The 16,599-nt window shown below is 41.9% G+C and carries 16 protein-coding genes; 6 read left to right on the forward strand and 10 right to left on the reverse strand.

Translation table 11 applies throughout. The features are described from left to right. Window positions 1–236 precede the first annotated feature (236 nt). Window positions 237–1,283: an AI-2E family transporter gene (locus tag ABD128_RS05700; RefSeq protein ID WP_343987814.1), complete on the reverse strand. Its 1,047-nt coding sequence runs from the start codon at window positions 1,281–1,283 to the stop codon at window positions 237–239. 106 nt (window positions 1,284–1,389) lie between these two features. Here ABD128_RS05700 and ABD128_RS05705 point away from each other — a divergent pair, with 106 nt between their 5' ends. From ABD128_RS05705 to ABD128_RS05715, 3 genes are read left to right on the forward strand one after another with little or no spacing between them, the layout of a single operon-like run. Beyond that, window positions 1,390–2,217, forward strand: coding sequence for a TatD family hydrolase (locus ABD128_RS05705; protein ID WP_343987817.1), 828 nt, complete (start codon window positions 1,390–1,392; stop codon window positions 2,215–2,217). Window position 2,218: 1 nt separating this feature from the next. Continuing rightward, complete coding sequence (locus ABD128_RS05710; protein ID WP_343987820.1) at window positions 2,219–4,099, forward strand: MFS transporter; 1,881 nt, start codon at window positions 2,219–2,221, stop codon at window positions 4,097–4,099. A 58-nt stretch (window positions 4,100–4,157) separates the two neighbouring features. Further along, window positions 4,158–4,712 (forward strand): SRPBCC family protein, encoded by a 555-nt coding sequence (locus tag ABD128_RS05715; protein WP_343987823.1) that lies wholly within the window; start codon window positions 4,158–4,160, stop codon window positions 4,710–4,712. Between the two features lie 12 nt (window positions 4,713–4,724). Here the strand turns inward: ABD128_RS05715 and dtd are convergent, their stop codons facing one another. The 7 genes from dtd to ABD128_RS05750 form a co-directional block, all read right to left on the reverse strand. After that, the gene (dtd, locus tag ABD128_RS05720; protein WP_343987826.1) at window positions 4,725–5,162 is read right to left on the reverse strand and encodes a D-aminoacyl-tRNA deacylase; all 438 of its coding nucleotides are present in this window, start codon (window positions 5,160–5,162) and stop codon (window positions 4,725–4,727) included. 2 nt (window positions 5,163–5,164) lie between these two features. Beyond that, window positions 5,165–5,569 (reverse strand): hypothetical protein, encoded by a 405-nt coding sequence (locus ABD128_RS05725; RefSeq protein ID WP_343987830.1) that lies wholly within the window; start codon window positions 5,567–5,569, stop codon window positions 5,165–5,167. 117 nt (window positions 5,570–5,686) lie between these two features. Continuing rightward, on the reverse strand, window positions 5,687–7,507 hold the full coding sequence (gene typA, locus ABD128_RS05730) for a translational GTPase TypA (RefSeq protein ID WP_343987833.1): 1,821 nt from the start codon (window positions 7,505–7,507) through the stop codon (window positions 5,687–5,689). A 98-nt stretch (window positions 7,508–7,605) separates the two neighbouring features. Continuing rightward, on the reverse strand, window positions 7,606–8,310 hold the full coding sequence (locus ABD128_RS05735) for a hypothetical protein (protein WP_343987836.1): 705 nt from the start codon (window positions 8,308–8,310) through the stop codon (window positions 7,606–7,608). 86 nt (window positions 8,311–8,396) lie between these two features. Further along, window positions 8,397–8,930 (reverse strand): GGDEF domain-containing protein, encoded by a 534-nt coding sequence (locus ABD128_RS05740; RefSeq protein WP_343987838.1) that lies wholly within the window; start codon window positions 8,928–8,930, stop codon window positions 8,397–8,399. 29 nt (window positions 8,931–8,959) lie between these two features. Beyond that, complete coding sequence (locus ABD128_RS05745; RefSeq protein WP_343987840.1) at window positions 8,960–9,466, reverse strand: hypothetical protein; 507 nt, start codon at window positions 9,464–9,466, stop codon at window positions 8,960–8,962. 92 nt (window positions 9,467–9,558) lie between these two features. Further along, window positions 9,559–9,933: a hypothetical protein gene (locus ABD128_RS05750; protein WP_343987843.1), complete on the reverse strand. Its 375-nt coding sequence runs from the start codon at window positions 9,931–9,933 to the stop codon at window positions 9,559–9,561. 754 nt (window positions 9,934–10,687) lie between these two features. Here ABD128_RS05750 and ABD128_RS05755 point away from each other — a divergent pair. Next, on the forward strand, window positions 10,688–11,773 hold the full coding sequence (locus ABD128_RS05755; protein ID WP_343987846.1) for a tRNA (5-methylaminomethyl-2-thiouridylate)-methyltransferase: 1,086 nt from the start codon (window positions 10,688–10,690) through the stop codon (window positions 11,771–11,773). Further along, window positions 11,770–11,991 carry a sulfurtransferase TusA family protein gene (locus ABD128_RS05760; protein ID WP_343987849.1) on the forward strand — a complete coding sequence of 74 codons (222 nt, stop codon included), beginning with the start codon at window positions 11,770–11,772 and terminating at the stop codon, window positions 11,989–11,991. The genes ABD128_RS05755 and ABD128_RS05760 overlap by 4 nt, the downstream gene beginning before the upstream one ends. 16 nt (window positions 11,992–12,007) lie before the next feature. Here the strand turns inward: ABD128_RS05760 and ABD128_RS05765 are convergent, their stop codons facing one another. Continuing rightward, window positions 12,008–12,667, reverse strand: a complete 660-nt coding sequence (locus ABD128_RS05765; protein ID WP_343987852.1) for a putative 2OG-Fe(II) oxygenase — start codon at window positions 12,665–12,667, stop codon at window positions 12,008–12,010. Window positions 12,668–12,719: 52 nt separating this feature from the next. Between ABD128_RS05765 and ABD128_RS05770 the strand changes: the two genes are divergently transcribed. Continuing rightward, window positions 12,720–13,691 carry a class I SAM-dependent methyltransferase gene (locus ABD128_RS05770; protein ID WP_343987856.1) on the forward strand — a complete coding sequence of 324 codons (972 nt, stop codon included), beginning with the start codon at window positions 12,720–12,722 and terminating at the stop codon, window positions 13,689–13,691. A 63-nt stretch (window positions 13,692–13,754) separates the two neighbouring features. Here ABD128_RS05770 and ABD128_RS05775 read toward each other — a convergent pair whose 3' ends face one another. Beyond that, a complete protein-coding gene (locus ABD128_RS05775; protein ID WP_343987859.1) occupies window positions 13,755–16,412 on the reverse strand; it encodes a TonB-dependent receptor plug domain-containing protein in 2,658 nt (885 codons plus the stop codon). Window positions 16,413–16,599 lie beyond the last annotated feature (187 nt).

Below are 16,599 nucleotides of genomic sequence, written 5' to 3' on the forward strand. Positions count from 1 at the left end.
TTTTATGGGCCACAGCTATGCCGCGGGACCCAGTATTTTTCTCTATATTCCTTTTTTATGGTTCACAGCAAGAAGGCATGAGATTGCACCAAGGGCATTCCCTTCGGTCGTTTAACCGCGGAGCCAATGCCTTTATCTTTTCTCTTTTTCTATAGTTATAGCTCACAGCAAACTTTTTCGAGATCCCCACTTTCGTGGGGATGACATACAACATTAATGAGAATTAATGTTGTATGTCACTTATCCCCTAGCATAATACCAATCCAATGGGTTTCTTTATTACTGTCGAGGACGATTTTGACGATGATGGTTAATGGTACTGAGAGCAACATGCCAACAGGCCCTAAGACCCAACCCCAGAATAATAAGGATAAGAATACAACTAAAGTCGAAAGCCCCAAGCCACGCCCCATAAATTTGGGTTCGACGATATTGCCGACGACGAAGTTGACGGTTAAATAACCGGCAGCCACTAACAGCGGCGTGGTAATCGAGTCTTGGGTTAGCCAGGCCATGATAACGGCTGGCACGGCGGCGATGATGGAGCCGATGTTTGGTACGAAGTTAAACATAAAGGCGACTAGACCCCATAGGAACGGGTATTCCACATCTAAAAACACTAGCCACACACTGATTAAGACGCCGGTAAGTAAGCTGACGATGGATTTAATGGTGGCGTAACGTTTAATTTTGTCGATAACTTCGTTTAAGCCACTGTGTGCTTTGCTGTCCGTCTTAGGAAAGGCGCGTTGCATTTTTTCACCAAACACGCTGGCTTCCATTAAGAGGAAGATCGAGGTTAAGACAATTAGGAATAGGTTGCTCAGCATACCGCCTAAGCCGTTAAGTACCGAGGCGGATAGGCTCATCACCGTGCTAGGCGAAAAACGCTCTGCTAGCGACGCTTCAGGAATACTAAAGCCTAAACCTTCTAACCAAGTCATAGCCCCAGCGAGCTTATTGCGTAGCATGATTTCGTATTCAGGCAGTTTGGCGGAAAACTGTTCCACCGAGTTACCAACTAAACGCCCAATCAAGAAAAACAATAGCGACATAATCACCACCACCAATATCATGGCTAACCAATCGGGTACGGTTTTTGTAGTTTTCGGGAGCTTTAGATTGGCGATATAAAAATACAAAGGTCCTATAATGATAGAGACGAATAACGACAAAATTACAGGCACAATAAAGCTACTGGCGGCTTTTAATCCAGCAATCACAATAAAGGTAGCCGCTAAGGCTAATAATACATTGGTAACACGGCTCACATCTGATGACATAGGGTTCCCTGTAATAATTGGTATTTGGTGGCAAGTATCATTTCGTGTCAAAATAGTTTATAACAAGAATGCAAAATCACAAGTCTACAACGAAAACTAATCACTTATGTCCTATATTGATATTGGCGTAAACCTAACGAATAATCGCTTTAATGACGACTACCATGAGGTTATAGAAAGAGCCCGTCAGCATGGCGTTAGCGCTCAAATCATCACCGGTACCTCAGCGCTAGAAAGCCAACAAGCGTTTAAGTTAGCGAGCCAATACTCGGATCTTTTTTCTACCGCAGGATGCCATCCTCACGATGCTAAAGATTTTAAGCCTAGTGACTTAGAGATACTAAAAGAGCTATTGCATAATGAAAAAGTTGTTGCGGTTGGCGAATGCGGCCTCGATTTTAATCGTAACTTTTCGCCTCCAGACATTCAGCTTGAGGTGTTTGAGCACCAGTTACAATTAGCTTGCGACACCCAGAAACCATTGTTTATTCACGAACGCGACGCTGACCAAGAAATGGTGCAACTACTACAGCAGTATCAATCAAAGCTTCCCAAGGCCGTGATTCACTGCTTTACCGGCAGTCAGTCGAGTTTAGAGCAATACCTCGATATGGGGCTGTATATTGGCATTACAGGCTGGATCTGCGATGAACGCCGTGGGCAGGATTTGGCACAAATGGTGCACTTGATTCCCGACGACAAGCTGATGATAGAAACCGACGCGCCCTTTCTTACCCCACGCGACTTAACCAAAGAGCAGAAGAAACAATTAAAGAGTAATCGCAACGAGCCTTTTTTGATGCCGCATGTAGCGCAAAAGGTCGCAAGCTGTCGTCAGCAATCATTACAAGAGTTGGCTTCCAACTGTTATAACAATACGGTCGCTTTCTTTCAGCTTTCTATAACTAAAAATATAAACGCCAAGGAACACTAGTATGGCTCAGAATCAGTTTTCTTTATTCAAGCAAAAGTTCTTTTCGTCATTTTTCATCACGCAGGCTCTAGGCGCGCTTAACGATAATATTTTTAAAAGCGCTTTGCTGATCTTTATCGCCTTTCGAGCTGGCGACGAACTAGGGCTAGATTCAGATTTATTGAATAACATTGCTGCAGGCCTATTTATTCTGCCCTTCTTCCTATTTTCCGCTACCGCTGGCCAGATCGCTGAAAAATACGAAAAGTCTGCGCTGATTCGAAAAATAAAGGTCCTCGAAATCGGTATCATGACACTCGCTGTTTTAGGGTTCTTTTCTAGCAACATCTGGTACTTGTTGGGGATTCTATTTTTAATGGGCTTTCAATCGAGCCTTTTTGGACCTATTAAATACAGTATCTTGCCGCAACATTTGTCCGACAAAGAGCTACTTGGTGGTAACGGCCTTATTGAAATGGGCACGTTTCTCTCTATTATTATCGGAACTGTCATTGGCGGCGTTTTAATAGGCTTTGACGATCTCGGTATTAAGATTTTATGTTCCCTACTGATTATAGTCTCTGCCTGTGGTTACTGGGCCAGTCGCCATATTCCAGAGACACCTTCGGCTCAGCCTTACCTCAAGATTAACTGGAACCCAATCACTCAAACTTGGCGTACCTTCCAATATACGCGCCAGAACAAGGTCGTGTTTCTATCAATTTTAGGTATTTCATGGTTCTGGTTCTATGGTGCGGTATTCCTAACTCAGATCCCTAACTTCACCAAAGTCAGTCTTAACGGTAATGAAAATGTTGCAACTATTATTCTGGCTACTTTCTCGGTGGGAATTGGCGTTGGCTCGGCGCTGTGTGAGTTTCTATCGGGGCGAAAAGTAGAGCTCGGCTTGGTGCCCTTTGGAGCAATCGGATTGACCTGGTTTGCGCTCGATATCTATTTTGCCAACCCTAGCAGTGATTTTATCGGCGAACTTGGCCCTTCGGCATTTCTAGCCCAAGACGGTGCTATACGCACGCTGATTAACTGTGCTTTCGTTGGGATCTTTGGTGGCTTTTATATTGTTCCGCTCTATGCTTTAGTCCAAGAGCGATGCGAAAAGTCTCACCTATCACGCGTAATTGCCGGTAACAATATTCTTAATGCCTTGTTCATGGTGTTTGCTGCTTTGCTGGCGGCAATATGTCTTGGCAACGGCATGACTATTCCGCAATTCTTTATGCTCACAGCGATTCTTAACGCGGTAGTCGCTATTTATATCTTCACTCTGATACCTGAGTTCTTGATGCGTTTCCTAATTTGGATTCTTATCAATACGATATATCGCGTGAAGAAAACAGGCGTCGAAAATGTGCCCGAAGAAGGTGCCTGTGTGGTGGTTTGTAACCATGTCAGCTATGTAGATGCACTAATTATTGGTGGCACTATAAGACGCCCAATTCGTTTTGTGATGTACCATAAAATCTTTAAAATTCCTGTGCTTAGTTTTATTTTTAAAACGGCAAAAGCCATTCCTATCGCTGGTCACAAAGAAGACCCTGAGCTTTTAAATAAAGCCATGTACACTATCGAAGAAGCGCTTAATAATGGTGAAGTAGTCTGTATCTTCCCCGAAGGCAAACTGACGACTAATGGCAAGATGAACGACTTTAAATCTGGGGTCGAGAGAATTTTAGAAAAGTCACCGGTTCCTGTGGTACCGATGGCACTGCAAGGCCTTTGGCACAGTTTATTTAGCCGCAAGAAAGTTAATAAAATTATTGACCGCGTAAAACGCTTACGGACCAAAGTTCATCTTGTAGTTGACAAGCCAATTGCCGCGAACGAAGCTACTAAAGATAGCTTGTATACTGTGGTTAAAGGGCTTAGAGGTGATAAGCCATGATGGCGTTACTTTATCCTGCTTACTTATAATTGATTAAAATAATCTAAAGAGAGTCACTATGAAATTTGCGAAGTATTTATTTATTTTTGTGGGCGTTATTTTCCTAACGCTAGTTGCTATTGGAATATTCAAAACTGATTATCAAAGTCATGCCAGTATCGAGATTAATGCATCAAAGTCGCAGGTGTTTGCTGTATACAATAACCCTTTACTGTATAAGCGTTGGATGACTAATTATCAGTCCTTAGAGCAAATTGAAGGTCAGATTAATGAGGTGGGCAATAAACATCGTCTTAACTTTACCACCGGTTCTGGCGAAATTAGCAGTCTTGAGCAAACGTTGTTAGCTTATAAAGCCGACGAATTAATTCGTTATAGTTATCAGAATCAGTGGTTAGAAGGCACCAGTACTGCCATATTTGAGCAGACTGACTCTGGAACCACCAAGCTAAGTCTCACCTTAAATTATACGGGTAAAGGGATTGTTCAGAATGCTTTACTTTTTCTTCTTGGCTCAACCATTGACGAAGGCCATCAGCACAACCTAGAGCAACTCAAAGAGTTGATTGAAGAATCACAGCCTGATGCGTTTGAGGACAGCCTGAGGGAATAACACTGGCGCTGGCTACACTTTAAGCGTAAAAGTCACAGGTCCATCGTTGATAAGGTGGACCTTCATATCCGCACCGAACTTCCCCGTTTCTACTTTACCGTAAGTAGTTTTAGCTTTCGTCACCAGATAGTCAAAAAGCTCTTCGCCCAGCTTTGGAGGCGCAGCAGTTGAAAAACTTGGTCGCATGCCACTTTTGGTATCAGCGGCAAGCGTAAATTGCGGCACTAATAATAAACCACCATTAATTGCCTCTACGGAAAGGTTCATCTTATCATCGTCATCAGAAAAGATTCGATAACCCAATATTTTCTTAAGTAGTTTATCAGCGCTAGCAACATCATCACCACGTTCGACACCAATAAGCGCCATGATACCCTGGCCTATTTCACCAATAGTTTCGCCATCTACGACGACTCTTGATTCTTCGACTCGTTGGATTAAAGCTATCATGTCTAGTTATTGCTACTATCTTTTTCGTCAACGTCTTTATCATCCGCGTCACTAGATGCGTCGCTATCGTTAATAACGCCTTCATCTTCTTTTTTGATGGTAACAGTACCGCCAGTCGGGCGCTCTCCTATTCCTTTTTCTTTTACCACTTTGGCGTAAGCCTCTTGTACACATTGCTTCATTTTCTCATGCTCGCCTTCGTTGTCTCCTAGGCAAACGCGATATTCGAACTCAAGCTCTTCTTTAACCGTGGTGTCCTTAAATACAGACTGATCATGCTGCCCACCCAGTAATTTACTTATGGTCTTTATCGCACCATTGCTTTCGCTAGAGCCACCACTTGTACTGCAAGCTGATAACAAAATTAAACTTAATATGGCGGAAATTGAAGCAACGGGATAGCGCATAGAAAAACCTGACCTTTTTTATTTGAGTGGATGCTTTGCCCACAATATAGCATAGTCATAAAAACTTTCAGCATAAAAAAACCGCTGACAATGCAGCGGTTTTGACATCAGCTAAAACTAGCCCTTTGGCGGACGTGACGCGCGTTTACGCTCACTCTCCGTTAAGTGTCTTTTACGGATACGAATGCTTTCAGGCGTCACTTCAACCAATTCGTCATCGTTAATAAACTCAAGCGCTTGCTCAAGTGTTAATTTAACCGGTGGCGACAGAACCTGCGCATCATCCGTACCTGAGGCACGTACGTTTGTTAGCTGCTTGCCTTTAAGACAGTTAACCGTTAAGTCGTTTGAGCGGCTGTGAATACCAACGATCTGGCCTTCATATACCTCATCACCGTGCTTAGTGAATAAGCGACCACGCTCCTGCAAATTAAACAGTGCGTTGGTTAGAGCCTTACCCTGCGAGTTTGAAATTAACACGCCGTTGGTGCGCTGGCCGATTTCACCACCTTTGAAAGGACCATAATGATCAAAGGTGTGATACATCAAACCGCTACCAGACGTTAGGGTTAAGAATTCAGTTTGGAAGCCAATTAAACCACGGCTCGGCATCATAAAGTCTAAACGCACACGACCTTTACCATCCGGCTGCATGTTCGTCATTTCAGCTTTACGCTCACCTAAACGCTCCATCACGCTACCTTGGTGCGCTTCTTCAACGTCGATAGTTACTGCTTCAAAAGGCTCTTCCAGCTTGCCATCAACTTCGCGAATAATAACTTCTGGGCGCGATACTGCGATTTCAAAGCCTTCACGACGCATATTTTCAATTAAGATACCTAAGTGAAGTTCACCACGACCTGAAACACGGAACTTATCCGGGTTGTCCGTTTCTTCTACTCGCAAAGCTACGTTATGCACTAGCTCTTGCTTTAGGCGCTCTAAGATATTACGTGAAGTGACGAATTTTCCTTCTTTACCCGCAAACGGCGAGGTATTCACCTGGAATGTCATGGTAACTGTAGGCTCGTCAACAGAAAGCGCCGGCAAAGCTTCAATTACGTTTGGATCACAGATAGTGTCGGAAATCTTTAGATCGCCAAGACCTGTAATGGCGATAATGTCGCCAGCATCCGCAGACTTCACTTCGTGTCTGTCTAGCCCCATATAGCCAAGAACCTGACCGACTTTACCGTTACGCTTGGTGCCATCAGCAGAAACCACTGTAACTTGTTGATTGACTTTAACTTGTCCGCGCTTAATGCGGCCAACGCCAATAACGCCAACATAAGAGTTATAGTCTAGCTGCGAGATCTGCATCTGGAAACCGCCTTCAGAGTTAGCCGGCGGTGGTGATACGCTTTCCACGATGGTTTCGAATAAAGGCTGCATGTTTTCGCTTTTAGTATCAGCATCTTTGCTCGCCCAGCCATTCAGTGCTGAAGCGTAAACAACATCAAAATCTAATTGATCGTCGGTTGCGCCAAGGTTATCAAATAGATCAAATACTTGATCCATCACCCAGTCAGGGCGCGCGCTTGGCTTGTCAATCTTGTTAATCACAAGAATTGGCTTTAGACCTTGAGCAAAAGCTTTCTGCGTCACAAATCGAGTTTGTGGCATTGGGCCTTCTTGGGCATCGACTAGAAGCAATACGGAATCAACCATCGACAAAACACGCTCAACTTCACCACCAAAATCGGCGTGACCAGGCGTGTCTACGATGTTAATGCGGTAATCTTTCCACTCAATCGCTGTATTTTTAGCAAGAATGGTAATACCACGCTCTTTCTCAATATCGTTCGAATCCATTACACGATCTTGCTCGCCGGCACGCTCTCCTAATGTTCCCGACTGCTCTAGCAGCTTATCAACCAAAGTTGTCTTACCGTGGTCAACGTGAGCAATAATCGCAATATTTCTTAATTTATCTATCATATAGTTCCTGAAACTCAATACTCTGGCAGTAAATTACCAGTTTGTGCAAAAAATTGGCGCCATTCTATACTAGATAGCGCCATTCGCACAGAAAATAGTCATTTTTCTTCAGTTTCAGGCTGTTCTTGCTCTGGACTTTCCACTTCTGTACTGATAACGGAGCCTCCAGTCGCTAATTTCTGCTCAATAAATCTATTTGTTCTGGCTAAATCCTGCTTCAAAGCTCGAATAACATTGGGATTTGTCAAACTAACCTTGCGCAAACATTCATCAAGACTCTTTTGGTTGCCACTATCAACACAGTAATGCTGGATAAAGCCACAGTTGCCTCTAATTCGAGAGCCCGTACATTCAGGAATTGTGTTCCTGATCATTTTCTTAAGGTTCATAGCTATCGCTAAATCACTGTACTGCTCAGAAAGATCAATCTTAACCTTTTCAGCCTGATGCTTTTCAGCATCCGGAACAGCTTCCTGAACCTGCTGATAAAACCTTTTAATTTCGAGTGAGGGGCTTCTCCTTGCTAAACCTGCCCAGCCATACGCTTGGAGAATGTCCTTCTTAACCCCTAAGCCATTTAGATAATGAAAAGAAACCATGTATTGCGAATATTTATCGCCATATTTTGCGAGTGATAAATATTGCTCAAATGCGGCTTGATAATTTCCTTGCTCAAAATACTCATCAGCCTTTTTCTCAGCCCCCTCTTCTACTCTATGTAAATCAAACAGGGTTTCTTTTGCTGAGGTTATTGTTGGGAATAGTATTAAACTGACAATGATTAACACTTTTTTTATAGACATTTTTATTTCCTTTCCTTGTTTACTTAAATCTCTATGCCCACTTATACCTATTACTAACCATTTCCTCAACTTATAGACGAATACAGCTATTGCTCTTTATGCGTTATCTTGTTCTTTCCGCTTCTTTTACTGATATAAAGAAGATCATCAGCTTTTTTTATAATTCCTTCATAACTGAGAGAAAAGTCCTCGCTAAGCGTGTAAGCACCAATACTTACAGTCATTTTGACTTGTTGCCCTTCATACGGGACCCTTCCTGACTCGATAGATGCTCTTAGCCGCTCCAACAAGTCTAAGTGCATGTCTCCAGTGCCTTCTGCGATCAGGACAACGAACTCCTCTCCTCCATAGCGACCTACAAAGTCGGTATCTCGCTTGAAAATATCCCGCAACCTTTCTCCTATAAATTCTAAACACTTATCGCCAGCGCTATGACCAAGGCTATCATTTATAAATTTGAAGTTATCAACATCTAACACAGCAAAAGTAACAGTGTTCTTGTTACGAACGGCGAGCTTAAATACTTTTTGTGTCGCGAGTTCAAAGCCACGACGGTTAAAAATATTGGTTAGTTGATCCTGTCTGCTCAGGAACTCTAGCTTTTCATTGATTAGTTTCAATTCTTTAGTTTTACCATCAACTTCTTTTTTTAACTTTTCTTGATATCAATCATCAATGACTGTGCATCAATCAATTGCGTGCGAATAGACTCTACTTCCTCGCTTGACAAGTATTTCATTGATCTATTTGGTACAGGTTTCTGAGCTTCAAAGTACCTTACTAACCGCTCCAAGGGGCGAGCACTTTGTTTAGCAAACCTTCTGGTCACCGCCAGCGCGAGAACTGAAATAATGAATAGTGAAAAGATTAATTTATAGAAGTTATATTTATATGCTGTGATTAAAGTGTTGGGCTTACTTAGAACCTTGACCACCCATCCGTTGTCGGTTGTTACTTCTTTATAGAGATACTCCCTTTCTCCTATTTGTATCGCTGGTAAATTGCTTGAGTAAGCCAACGTCATATCTTTTTGGGAAAATACTGTTAAGGCCTTGATATTTAGATTCGGTGACGAATAGATGACCTTGTCTGACTTATCGAGAACAATCACCGAATAGGTGTTACCGGTGGAATCAACATCACTAAAATTAGGCAAATTTAACGAGCCTTCAACAACGCCTTTAAACTTCCCATCACTATAATAGGGTGCGCTAATTGCAATTATCGGGTCATTGCCAAACCCTCTACCTAGAAATACCTCTGAAATGAAGCTTTGATTCGTCTCTTTAGCTTTATAAAATAATCCCGGTCGCTAACCATGCGAGATAACTCAGGTAATGCTAATAACTTCTCAAACCTTTCCCTTAGTACACCTTTTATAACTAATCCTCTCTCATCAGTAATAAGCATAGTGAGAAAGCCTGTATAGTTTGTATTCCAGTGCTTTAGTGTATCAACCTGCTCAGTTTCATCTCGCAGATCACTTATAACTTCAGACAAGTTTTCGATGGCCTTTTTATGATAGGAAAGATAACCACTGCTTAACTCTGCAAAGTGAGCAGCTCTGATTCTAAGAATTTCTTCAAGTTCTTTCTCCGACTGCTCGGCATTACTATCTGACAAGATCAAGGTAATTAATAATGTCGGAAAAACAATACATATAAGCGTTAGTTCAAATATTCGACTCGATAATTTAGGTAGTTTATTTGTAATATTCGAACTGTATAGTCTAGATGGCAAGAAAGGCTGTATTAACAGGGAAAGAGAAATATTTAGCACCCCGTTGATTGTCTGTTTAATTAGGATTACTTGCGTGAAGTCACTCGACGTCACTTGATAAAAGTAAGTGATCACTACATACGTGATGGGCAAGCCAATAATTACCCAATAGATAATATCTGCTATAAGGATAAGTACCCCTCGACGAACCAAAAAACAGACCACAAAGGTTTGCAGAAGAGTCGTAATCAGAAGCGATGGATTCTCAGTGGCTAAAAATAATCCTAGAAAAGACAAAAGGGTTGCTATGATAGCAGGAATCAACCCTCGGAAAATGAGGCACAGGAAAACAAAAACTTCCCCAATATGCAGGACTAAGTGGCCATAGATAGGAATTATAAAGTTATAATTAAATAAAAATGCAAATAAGCCAAATAATATACCGTAGATTATTTGTTTTTTTAGAAAATCCGTCTGGTAGCATTTCAGAGTCGATCCCCCAGTAGCCCTATGTTATTGATACTATCTTATCTCACTTTAAATGTGAAAGTTTTGCTCAATTATTTACCAGTTATCTTTGCTAGTAACGCTCGGCTAATATATAATCTCTGTCCATTTTTTGAGCACCAAGCTCTCCGCAAGCTATTGATTTTTGGTTATGACACAAGAAACTTCTTCAGTAAACACAGGCGAACAGCCTAAACAACGTAAAGCCGTGGCACTAATTTCCGGTGGCCTCGACTCGCTCTTAGCGGCAAAAGTCGTTCAAGAGCAAGGAATACATGTAGAAGGGATTAACTTTTATACGGGCTTTTGCGTCGAGGGCCACACGCACGCGATCCGTAAAAAAGACAAAGATAAGCAAAAACGCAATAATTCTTTGTGGGTTGCTGAGCAGCTTGGCATTAAACTTCATATTATCGATATTTCTGAAGAATACAAAGATATCGTATTAAACCCAAAACACGGTTATGGCGCTAATCTCAATCCTTGTTTAGACTGTAAAATCTTTATGGTCAATCAAGCACAAGCTTGGGCTTGGGCTGAAGAAAACGGGTTCGACTTCATTATTACCGGTGAGGTTATTGGTCAGCGACCAAAATCACAGCGTAAAGAAACGATGCCAATTATCGCTCGCGAATCCGGAGCGGATGATCGTTTATTGCGTCCACTGTGTGCGAAAAACCTTATGCCAACTCTGCCAGAGCGTGAAGGATGGGTTAATCGCGATGAGCTCTACGATTTTTCAGGCCGTAGTCGCAAACCACAGTTTGAGCTTGCAAAGAAGTTTGGTTTCGAAGACTTCGCACAGCCAGCAGGCGGTTGTTGCTTCTTGACTGACGCAAACTACTCTAAGAAGCTTGCCGACTTATGGGATGCTCGTGGTGAGCGCCGTTATGAGCTTGATGACATTATGCTTCTTAAAGTAGGCCGTCATATTCGTCCAAAGAAAAACTTTAAATTGATAGTAAGCCGTGAAGAAGGTGAAAATAATTTCTTACGTGGCTACAAGAAGCAATTCACCAGTATACATACGGTTAGCCATGGCGGACCACTGACACTGTTAGATGGAGAGTTTGATAAAGAAGATATTAAGCTTGCCGCGCAAATAGCTGCTCGTTACTCAGGTGGCAAGAACGCTGATCAAGTCACTGTTCAAGTTGAAAACTACAAAGGAACTTCTTTTGTCATGGACGTCCCTCCTATGAGCGCTGAAGAAGTAAAACAGGAGTGGCACGTATGAGCCAGCATACTTTAGATTGCCGTAACCTCTTGTGCCCAATGCCGGTTATACGCACACAAAACGCCCTCAAAGAACTCTCTGAGGGCGAATTGCTTGAAGTGACTTGCACTGACCCAGGAACTCTAAGTGACATCCCTACTTGGTGCCGTATTAATCAGCACGAAGTCGTTTCGACAGAAGAAGATAAACACGAGATTGTTTTTATAATCAAAAAGTGACGTTAGGGCTACTTAATTAAGTAGCCATTTTAAACCAAGCATTGAATGCTACAGTAATCCTTTCTTTCTCCCCAAAGTATGGTTTGACTTCATGTAATAACCAAGAAGGAAATATAACTAGCTGACCTTCTTTTAGATCAAAGAGTCTATTTCCACGGCTGAACTGCCCTTTCAAACTGGAACAAGACTTGTCAATATAACTTGTAGTGCCGATATGAGGGGAAACGATATTTAAACAACCACTATCTGGACTTCCTTCAACTTTATCGCCAGCCTGAACACAATAAACACCTGACCAGGCTGACATTGCGTGATTATGAATACCGAAGTAACCTCCTTTTCTAGTAATGTGGTACCAACTTTCTGAAGCAATATGTAGTTTTTTTAGCATGCCCACATCATACTGATTCAGACTACCTATCATTTGGTAAAGTTGCCCCCAACAATAAGTTCTCAACTCATTAATACAGTCACTTCGCCAATCAAAGAGATCAAATGAACTCTCAAATACTTTACTATTTTTTGTTACCAAACCATGTTGTGATTTGTTACTTTTTTGCTCACGTTCTTTAAATAACTGAATTAACTCACTCTTAATCGCCATGTGGTTATCATTATAAGTTACCCCCAAAGGAACAGAAAATAATGGCAATATTTCACTTTTAGATGTGTTCATTTTAAATAACTTCCTTATACTTATTTTATAATCAACGTTAATATTACTTATTATGGAACATTGGTCAAATTACTGGAATTCCACTCAAGCATTAAATAGTTTTGCAGAGTCTAATTCAGCTCAAGGATATACTGGAGAAATAAAAGATTTCTGGGACACGATTTTTTCTCAGCAAAAGCAAGGATCTACAGTTGTCGATATTGGTTGCGGTAATGGGGCTCTCTCATGCCTTGCAGTCGAATATAGTAATATAAATAGATTAAACTTTAATGTGCATGCAATTGACGCCGCAGACATAGACCCATCACAAATACTTGATGATAATCCTCAATCTAATAATTTGAAGCAAGTCAACTTTTACCCTAGAACCCCTGTCGAAGAACTACCTTTTGAAGAAAGCTCTGTAGATTTGTTTATAAGTCAATTTGGATTTGAATATGCGGACACACAAATCGCACTTGAGAAAGTATCCAAAGCTTTGAAGCCAGAAGGGAAAGTTATTCTGCTTAGCCACCATCAGGACTCAGCTGTTTCTCATAGTACTCAATCTGGAATTGAAGTGCTAAATGACGTCCTGAATTCAAGCCCGCTATTTATTCAAGTAGACCTACTACTAGATATTGCGTCACAAGTTCAAGCCTCAGGACAGTACGGCAATTGGCCCCAAAACCCATATAACCAATCAATAAGTACAACCATACGTTGGATTTTAGATAAATTACAGCAGGAGTTTAATACTCAACAACAAGAGGTTTGGATTCAGGACATATTTAAAAGAGTGGTTTCAGTACTTCAACTTGTTGGAAAAGAAAACCCTAAACAACTTCGTACATTTCTCGCGGAACAATTCAAATTACTCAATGAGCACTGTTTACGTTTGAAGGATCAAACTAAGGCTACGTTTAATGATAAAAAAATTGAATTACTAAAATCTCAAGCTGAGCAGTTTACGCTAAAGGCAAAAGCACAAACATTTATGATACAAGGCAAACCTTTTGCTTGGTTTATAGAAATGATTAAATAATTTCTGTCTAAAATAAAAAGCGGGGCCTAAGCCCCGCTTTTTTATGTCATGTTAATCTCTAACTTAGAAAGTTTGAGTATAACGAACATATGCTACACGGCCATAGCCATTGTATAGGTAGTAGTTGTACTCACGACCATCGAAGTCTTCGATAGTAGGGTACTTCTCAAATACGTTTTGAGCACCTACGGCAATTTGACCATCCCATGGAGTTGCATAGCTCACTTGTAAATCGTGAGTTGTCCAAACACCCATGTTACCAGAACGTCCAACACCATCATCACCAGGAACAGCTTCTACGTCAGTGTATTGACCACCGATTGAGTTTACGTTCCATGCGATTGTGAAGTCGTTGATGTTATAAGTGTTTTGTAACGCTGCACGCCATTGAGGAGTACCTGGGTCACGCACTAAGTTACGACCACCGTCGATTGAAAGTTCGTCAATCCAGCTAACTTGGAAGTTAGTTGTTAAACGGCCAGCATCTTCAAAGTCAAAGTTGAAACGAGTGTTCAAATCAACACCACGAGTTTCAAGATCACCTTCGTTACCATAACCTGTTAGGATTTGTTCAATTGAACCGTTTGAACGACGAGTTACACCAAGACCTGGAGGGATTGGGTCACCAGCTTGTTCACGGTTAATCAAGTTTTGTGAGCTGAAGAACGCAATACGGTTGTCAACTTCGATGTTGTACATATCCAACGCCATGTTGAACCAATCTGTTGGTTGGTAAGCAACACCAAATGCGTATTGAGTTGATTGCTCTGACTCTAGGTCTGGGTTAGCAATACGGTAAGCGTTGATTTGAACTTCACAATCTGGAGCTTGACCGAACACTACACACGTTTGCTCATCTTGTACAGGGTCAGCTGAGAAAGCTGTTTTCTGCGTTAAGATATCTAACGTTGGAGCGCGGAAACCTTCACCGTATGAACCACGAAGTAGCAATTCATCAGTTAACGACCAACGGAAAGATACTTTTGGTGAGAAATCATTACCATAGTCAGAATAGTCATCGAAACGACCAGCTAGGTTGATTTCGAAGTCTTCTGTGAATGGAAGAACTGTTTCGAAGTATGCAGCTGTAACGTCACGGCCACCACCAGCAGAGTTACCAGCAGAACCACCAACTTGACCAGCTTCTGATTGTGCGTCGTATTGATCGCTGTAACGCTCTTCACGACGGTCAGCACCTACGAACATTTGAACAGTACCACCGTCCATTTCTGCGATGTCAAAGCTTGCAGAAGCAGCAACTTCATCAAAGTCGAACTTACTTACACGAGAAGTTGTGATTTTTGAACCAGACAATACCTGCTCAGGATTTGAGAATGGGTTTTGGATGTCATAACCATAACGAGCGCTATCACCAACAAAAACACCACCTGAATCATAACCTGGGTTGAAATCATTAACGAATGTCCAAGCAATCTGTGCTGCTAGGTAACCGTTACCAATTTCGTTTGTTTGGTTGCGAACACGACGCATGCTGAAATCTAGCTCTACGTCACCTACATAACCGGTAGTACCCACTAAGAAGTCAACGTTTTGGTTTTCTACTGTGTTGTCACGGTTTCCTAAAGCTGCGAAACGGTGGAACAAGTGTACGTCACGCGCTGCACCAATAGTCGGGTCATAGGCAACTGCATTTGGGTTGTTTGCAGTGTCATACATCCAAGCATTTGGGTTTGTTGGGTTGTTATAGCTGTCCGAAGCGATAGCAAAGCCTTGGAAGAAGTTACTATCTGGGATTGGAGCATAACGACCGAACGAGTCATTTGAAGCGATTGTAGCGCTAGAATATAACTCCCAGTCATCATTGATCATGTGACTAGCTTTTAAGAACAAAGATTCGTTTGTAGTTGAAGCTTCGTTAGCGTTAGTTGCGTTAAAGTTATACGCACACGCAGCGCCATTACGGTAGTAGTTTTCACCTTCACAACCACCAGGGATTGCTTGGAATGCATTCGAGAAGTCAGTATCTGACCAGTTGTTACCGTAGATTGAAACGCCTGGCTCAACCCATGGGAAGTCGCGTTGGAATACGATTTCACGCTTGTTCCAAGAGATACCACCTAGAACGCTTGTAGTGTCGCTTGAAGAACCAAAAGTTAATGAGCCAGCTTCACGGTCACCGCCGTCTGCTGGGATGCTTGGAGAACCTTTTTGAAGGCTTAACTCAGCACCGTTGTAATCTTTACGAGTAATAACGTTTACAACACCACCGATTGCATCAGAACCGTAGATCGCAGATGCACCGTCAGTCAAGATTTCGATACGCTCAATAGCACCCATTGGGATTGAGTTCAAATCTTGGCTTGAACCAGTAGATGGAGACATAGTCAAACGACGACCGTCTACCAATACTAATGAACGAGAAGAACCAATACCACGTAAGTCGATCATCGCAACACCTTGCGCTGATGAACCAGATTGTGGACGGAAAGAACCTGTCGTGTTGAATGTAGTATTACGTAATAATTCTGCCGCTGAAATCTCACCTGAAAGTTCGATTTGCTCACGGTCGATTACTGTAATTGGGTTTGCGCCTTCAACGTCTGTACGCTTTAAACGAGAACCAGTTACAATAACCTTCTCTGCTTCAGCGCCATCTTCGTCTGCAGCGAAAGAAGCTGGAGCGCTAACAGCTAGAGAAGCAGCAAAACCGCTATATAAAGCGACTTTTACAGCTTTAGCTATCATTGTCTTGTTAGTCATAAATTCCTACCTATAGATAAGTTGGTAAATTTTCTTTGTTGTACCAAGTCCATTTTTCGCCTCCCACAAAGAAGGGGCCATGGCGAAATACAGCCTTGGAGTATGCTATAGGTACCACATTAAAATTAGCCGGTCAACAAAATTTACATTTTAATGTTTTAAAGCGGAACCTAATGTGATTTTGTTA

The organism is Kangiella japonica (assembly GCF_039523535.1).
GTDB classification, from domain to species: Bacteria; Pseudomonadota; Gammaproteobacteria; order Enterobacterales; family Kangiellaceae; genus Kangiella; species Kangiella japonica.

Excerpts from the sequence above, each read along its gene's own strand:
- typA (WP_343987833.1), bottom strand. The coding sequence starts at position 7,507 with ATGATAGATAAATTAAGAAATATTGCGATTATTGCTCACGTTGACCAC.
- ABD128_RS05755 (WP_343987846.1), top strand. The coding sequence starts at position 10,688 with ATGACACAAGAAACTTCTTCAGTAAACACAGGCGAACAGCCTAAACAA.
- ABD128_RS05760 (WP_343987849.1), top strand. The coding sequence starts at position 11,770 with ATGAGCCAGCATACTTTAGATTGCCGTAACCTCTTGTGCCCAATGCCG.
- dtd (WP_343987826.1), bottom strand. The coding sequence starts at position 5,162 with ATGATAGCTTTAATCCAACGAGTCGAAGAATCAAGAGTCGTCGTAGAT.
- ABD128_RS05715 (WP_343987823.1), top strand. The coding sequence starts at position 4,158 with ATGAAATTTGCGAAGTATTTATTTATTTTTGTGGGCGTTATTTTCCTA.
- ABD128_RS05710 (WP_343987820.1), top strand. The coding sequence starts at position 2,219 with ATGGCTCAGAATCAGTTTTCTTTATTCAAGCAAAAGTTCTTTTCGTCA.
- ABD128_RS05770 (WP_343987856.1), top strand. The coding sequence starts at position 12,720 with ATGGAACATTGGTCAAATTACTGGAATTCCACTCAAGCATTAAATAGT.
- ABD128_RS05705 (WP_343987817.1), top strand. The coding sequence starts at position 1,390 with ATGTCCTATATTGATATTGGCGTAAACCTAACGAATAATCGCTTTAAT.
- ABD128_RS05775 (WP_343987859.1), bottom strand. The coding sequence starts at position 16,412 with ATGACTAACAAGACAATGATAGCTAAAGCTGTAAAAGTCGCTTTATAT.
- ABD128_RS05735 (WP_343987836.1), bottom strand. The coding sequence starts at position 8,310 with ATGTCTATAAAAAAAGTGTTAATCATTGTCAGTTTAATACTATTCCCA.
- ABD128_RS05765 (WP_343987852.1), bottom strand. The coding sequence starts at position 12,667 with ATGAACACATCTAAAAGTGAAATATTGCCATTATTTTCTGTTCCTTTG.
- ABD128_RS05700 (WP_343987814.1), bottom strand. The coding sequence starts at position 1,283 with ATGTCATCAGATGTGAGCCGTGTTACCAATGTATTATTAGCCTTAGCG.
- ABD128_RS05725 (WP_343987830.1), bottom strand. The coding sequence starts at position 5,569 with ATGCGCTATCCCGTTGCTTCAATTTCCGCCATATTAAGTTTAATTTTG.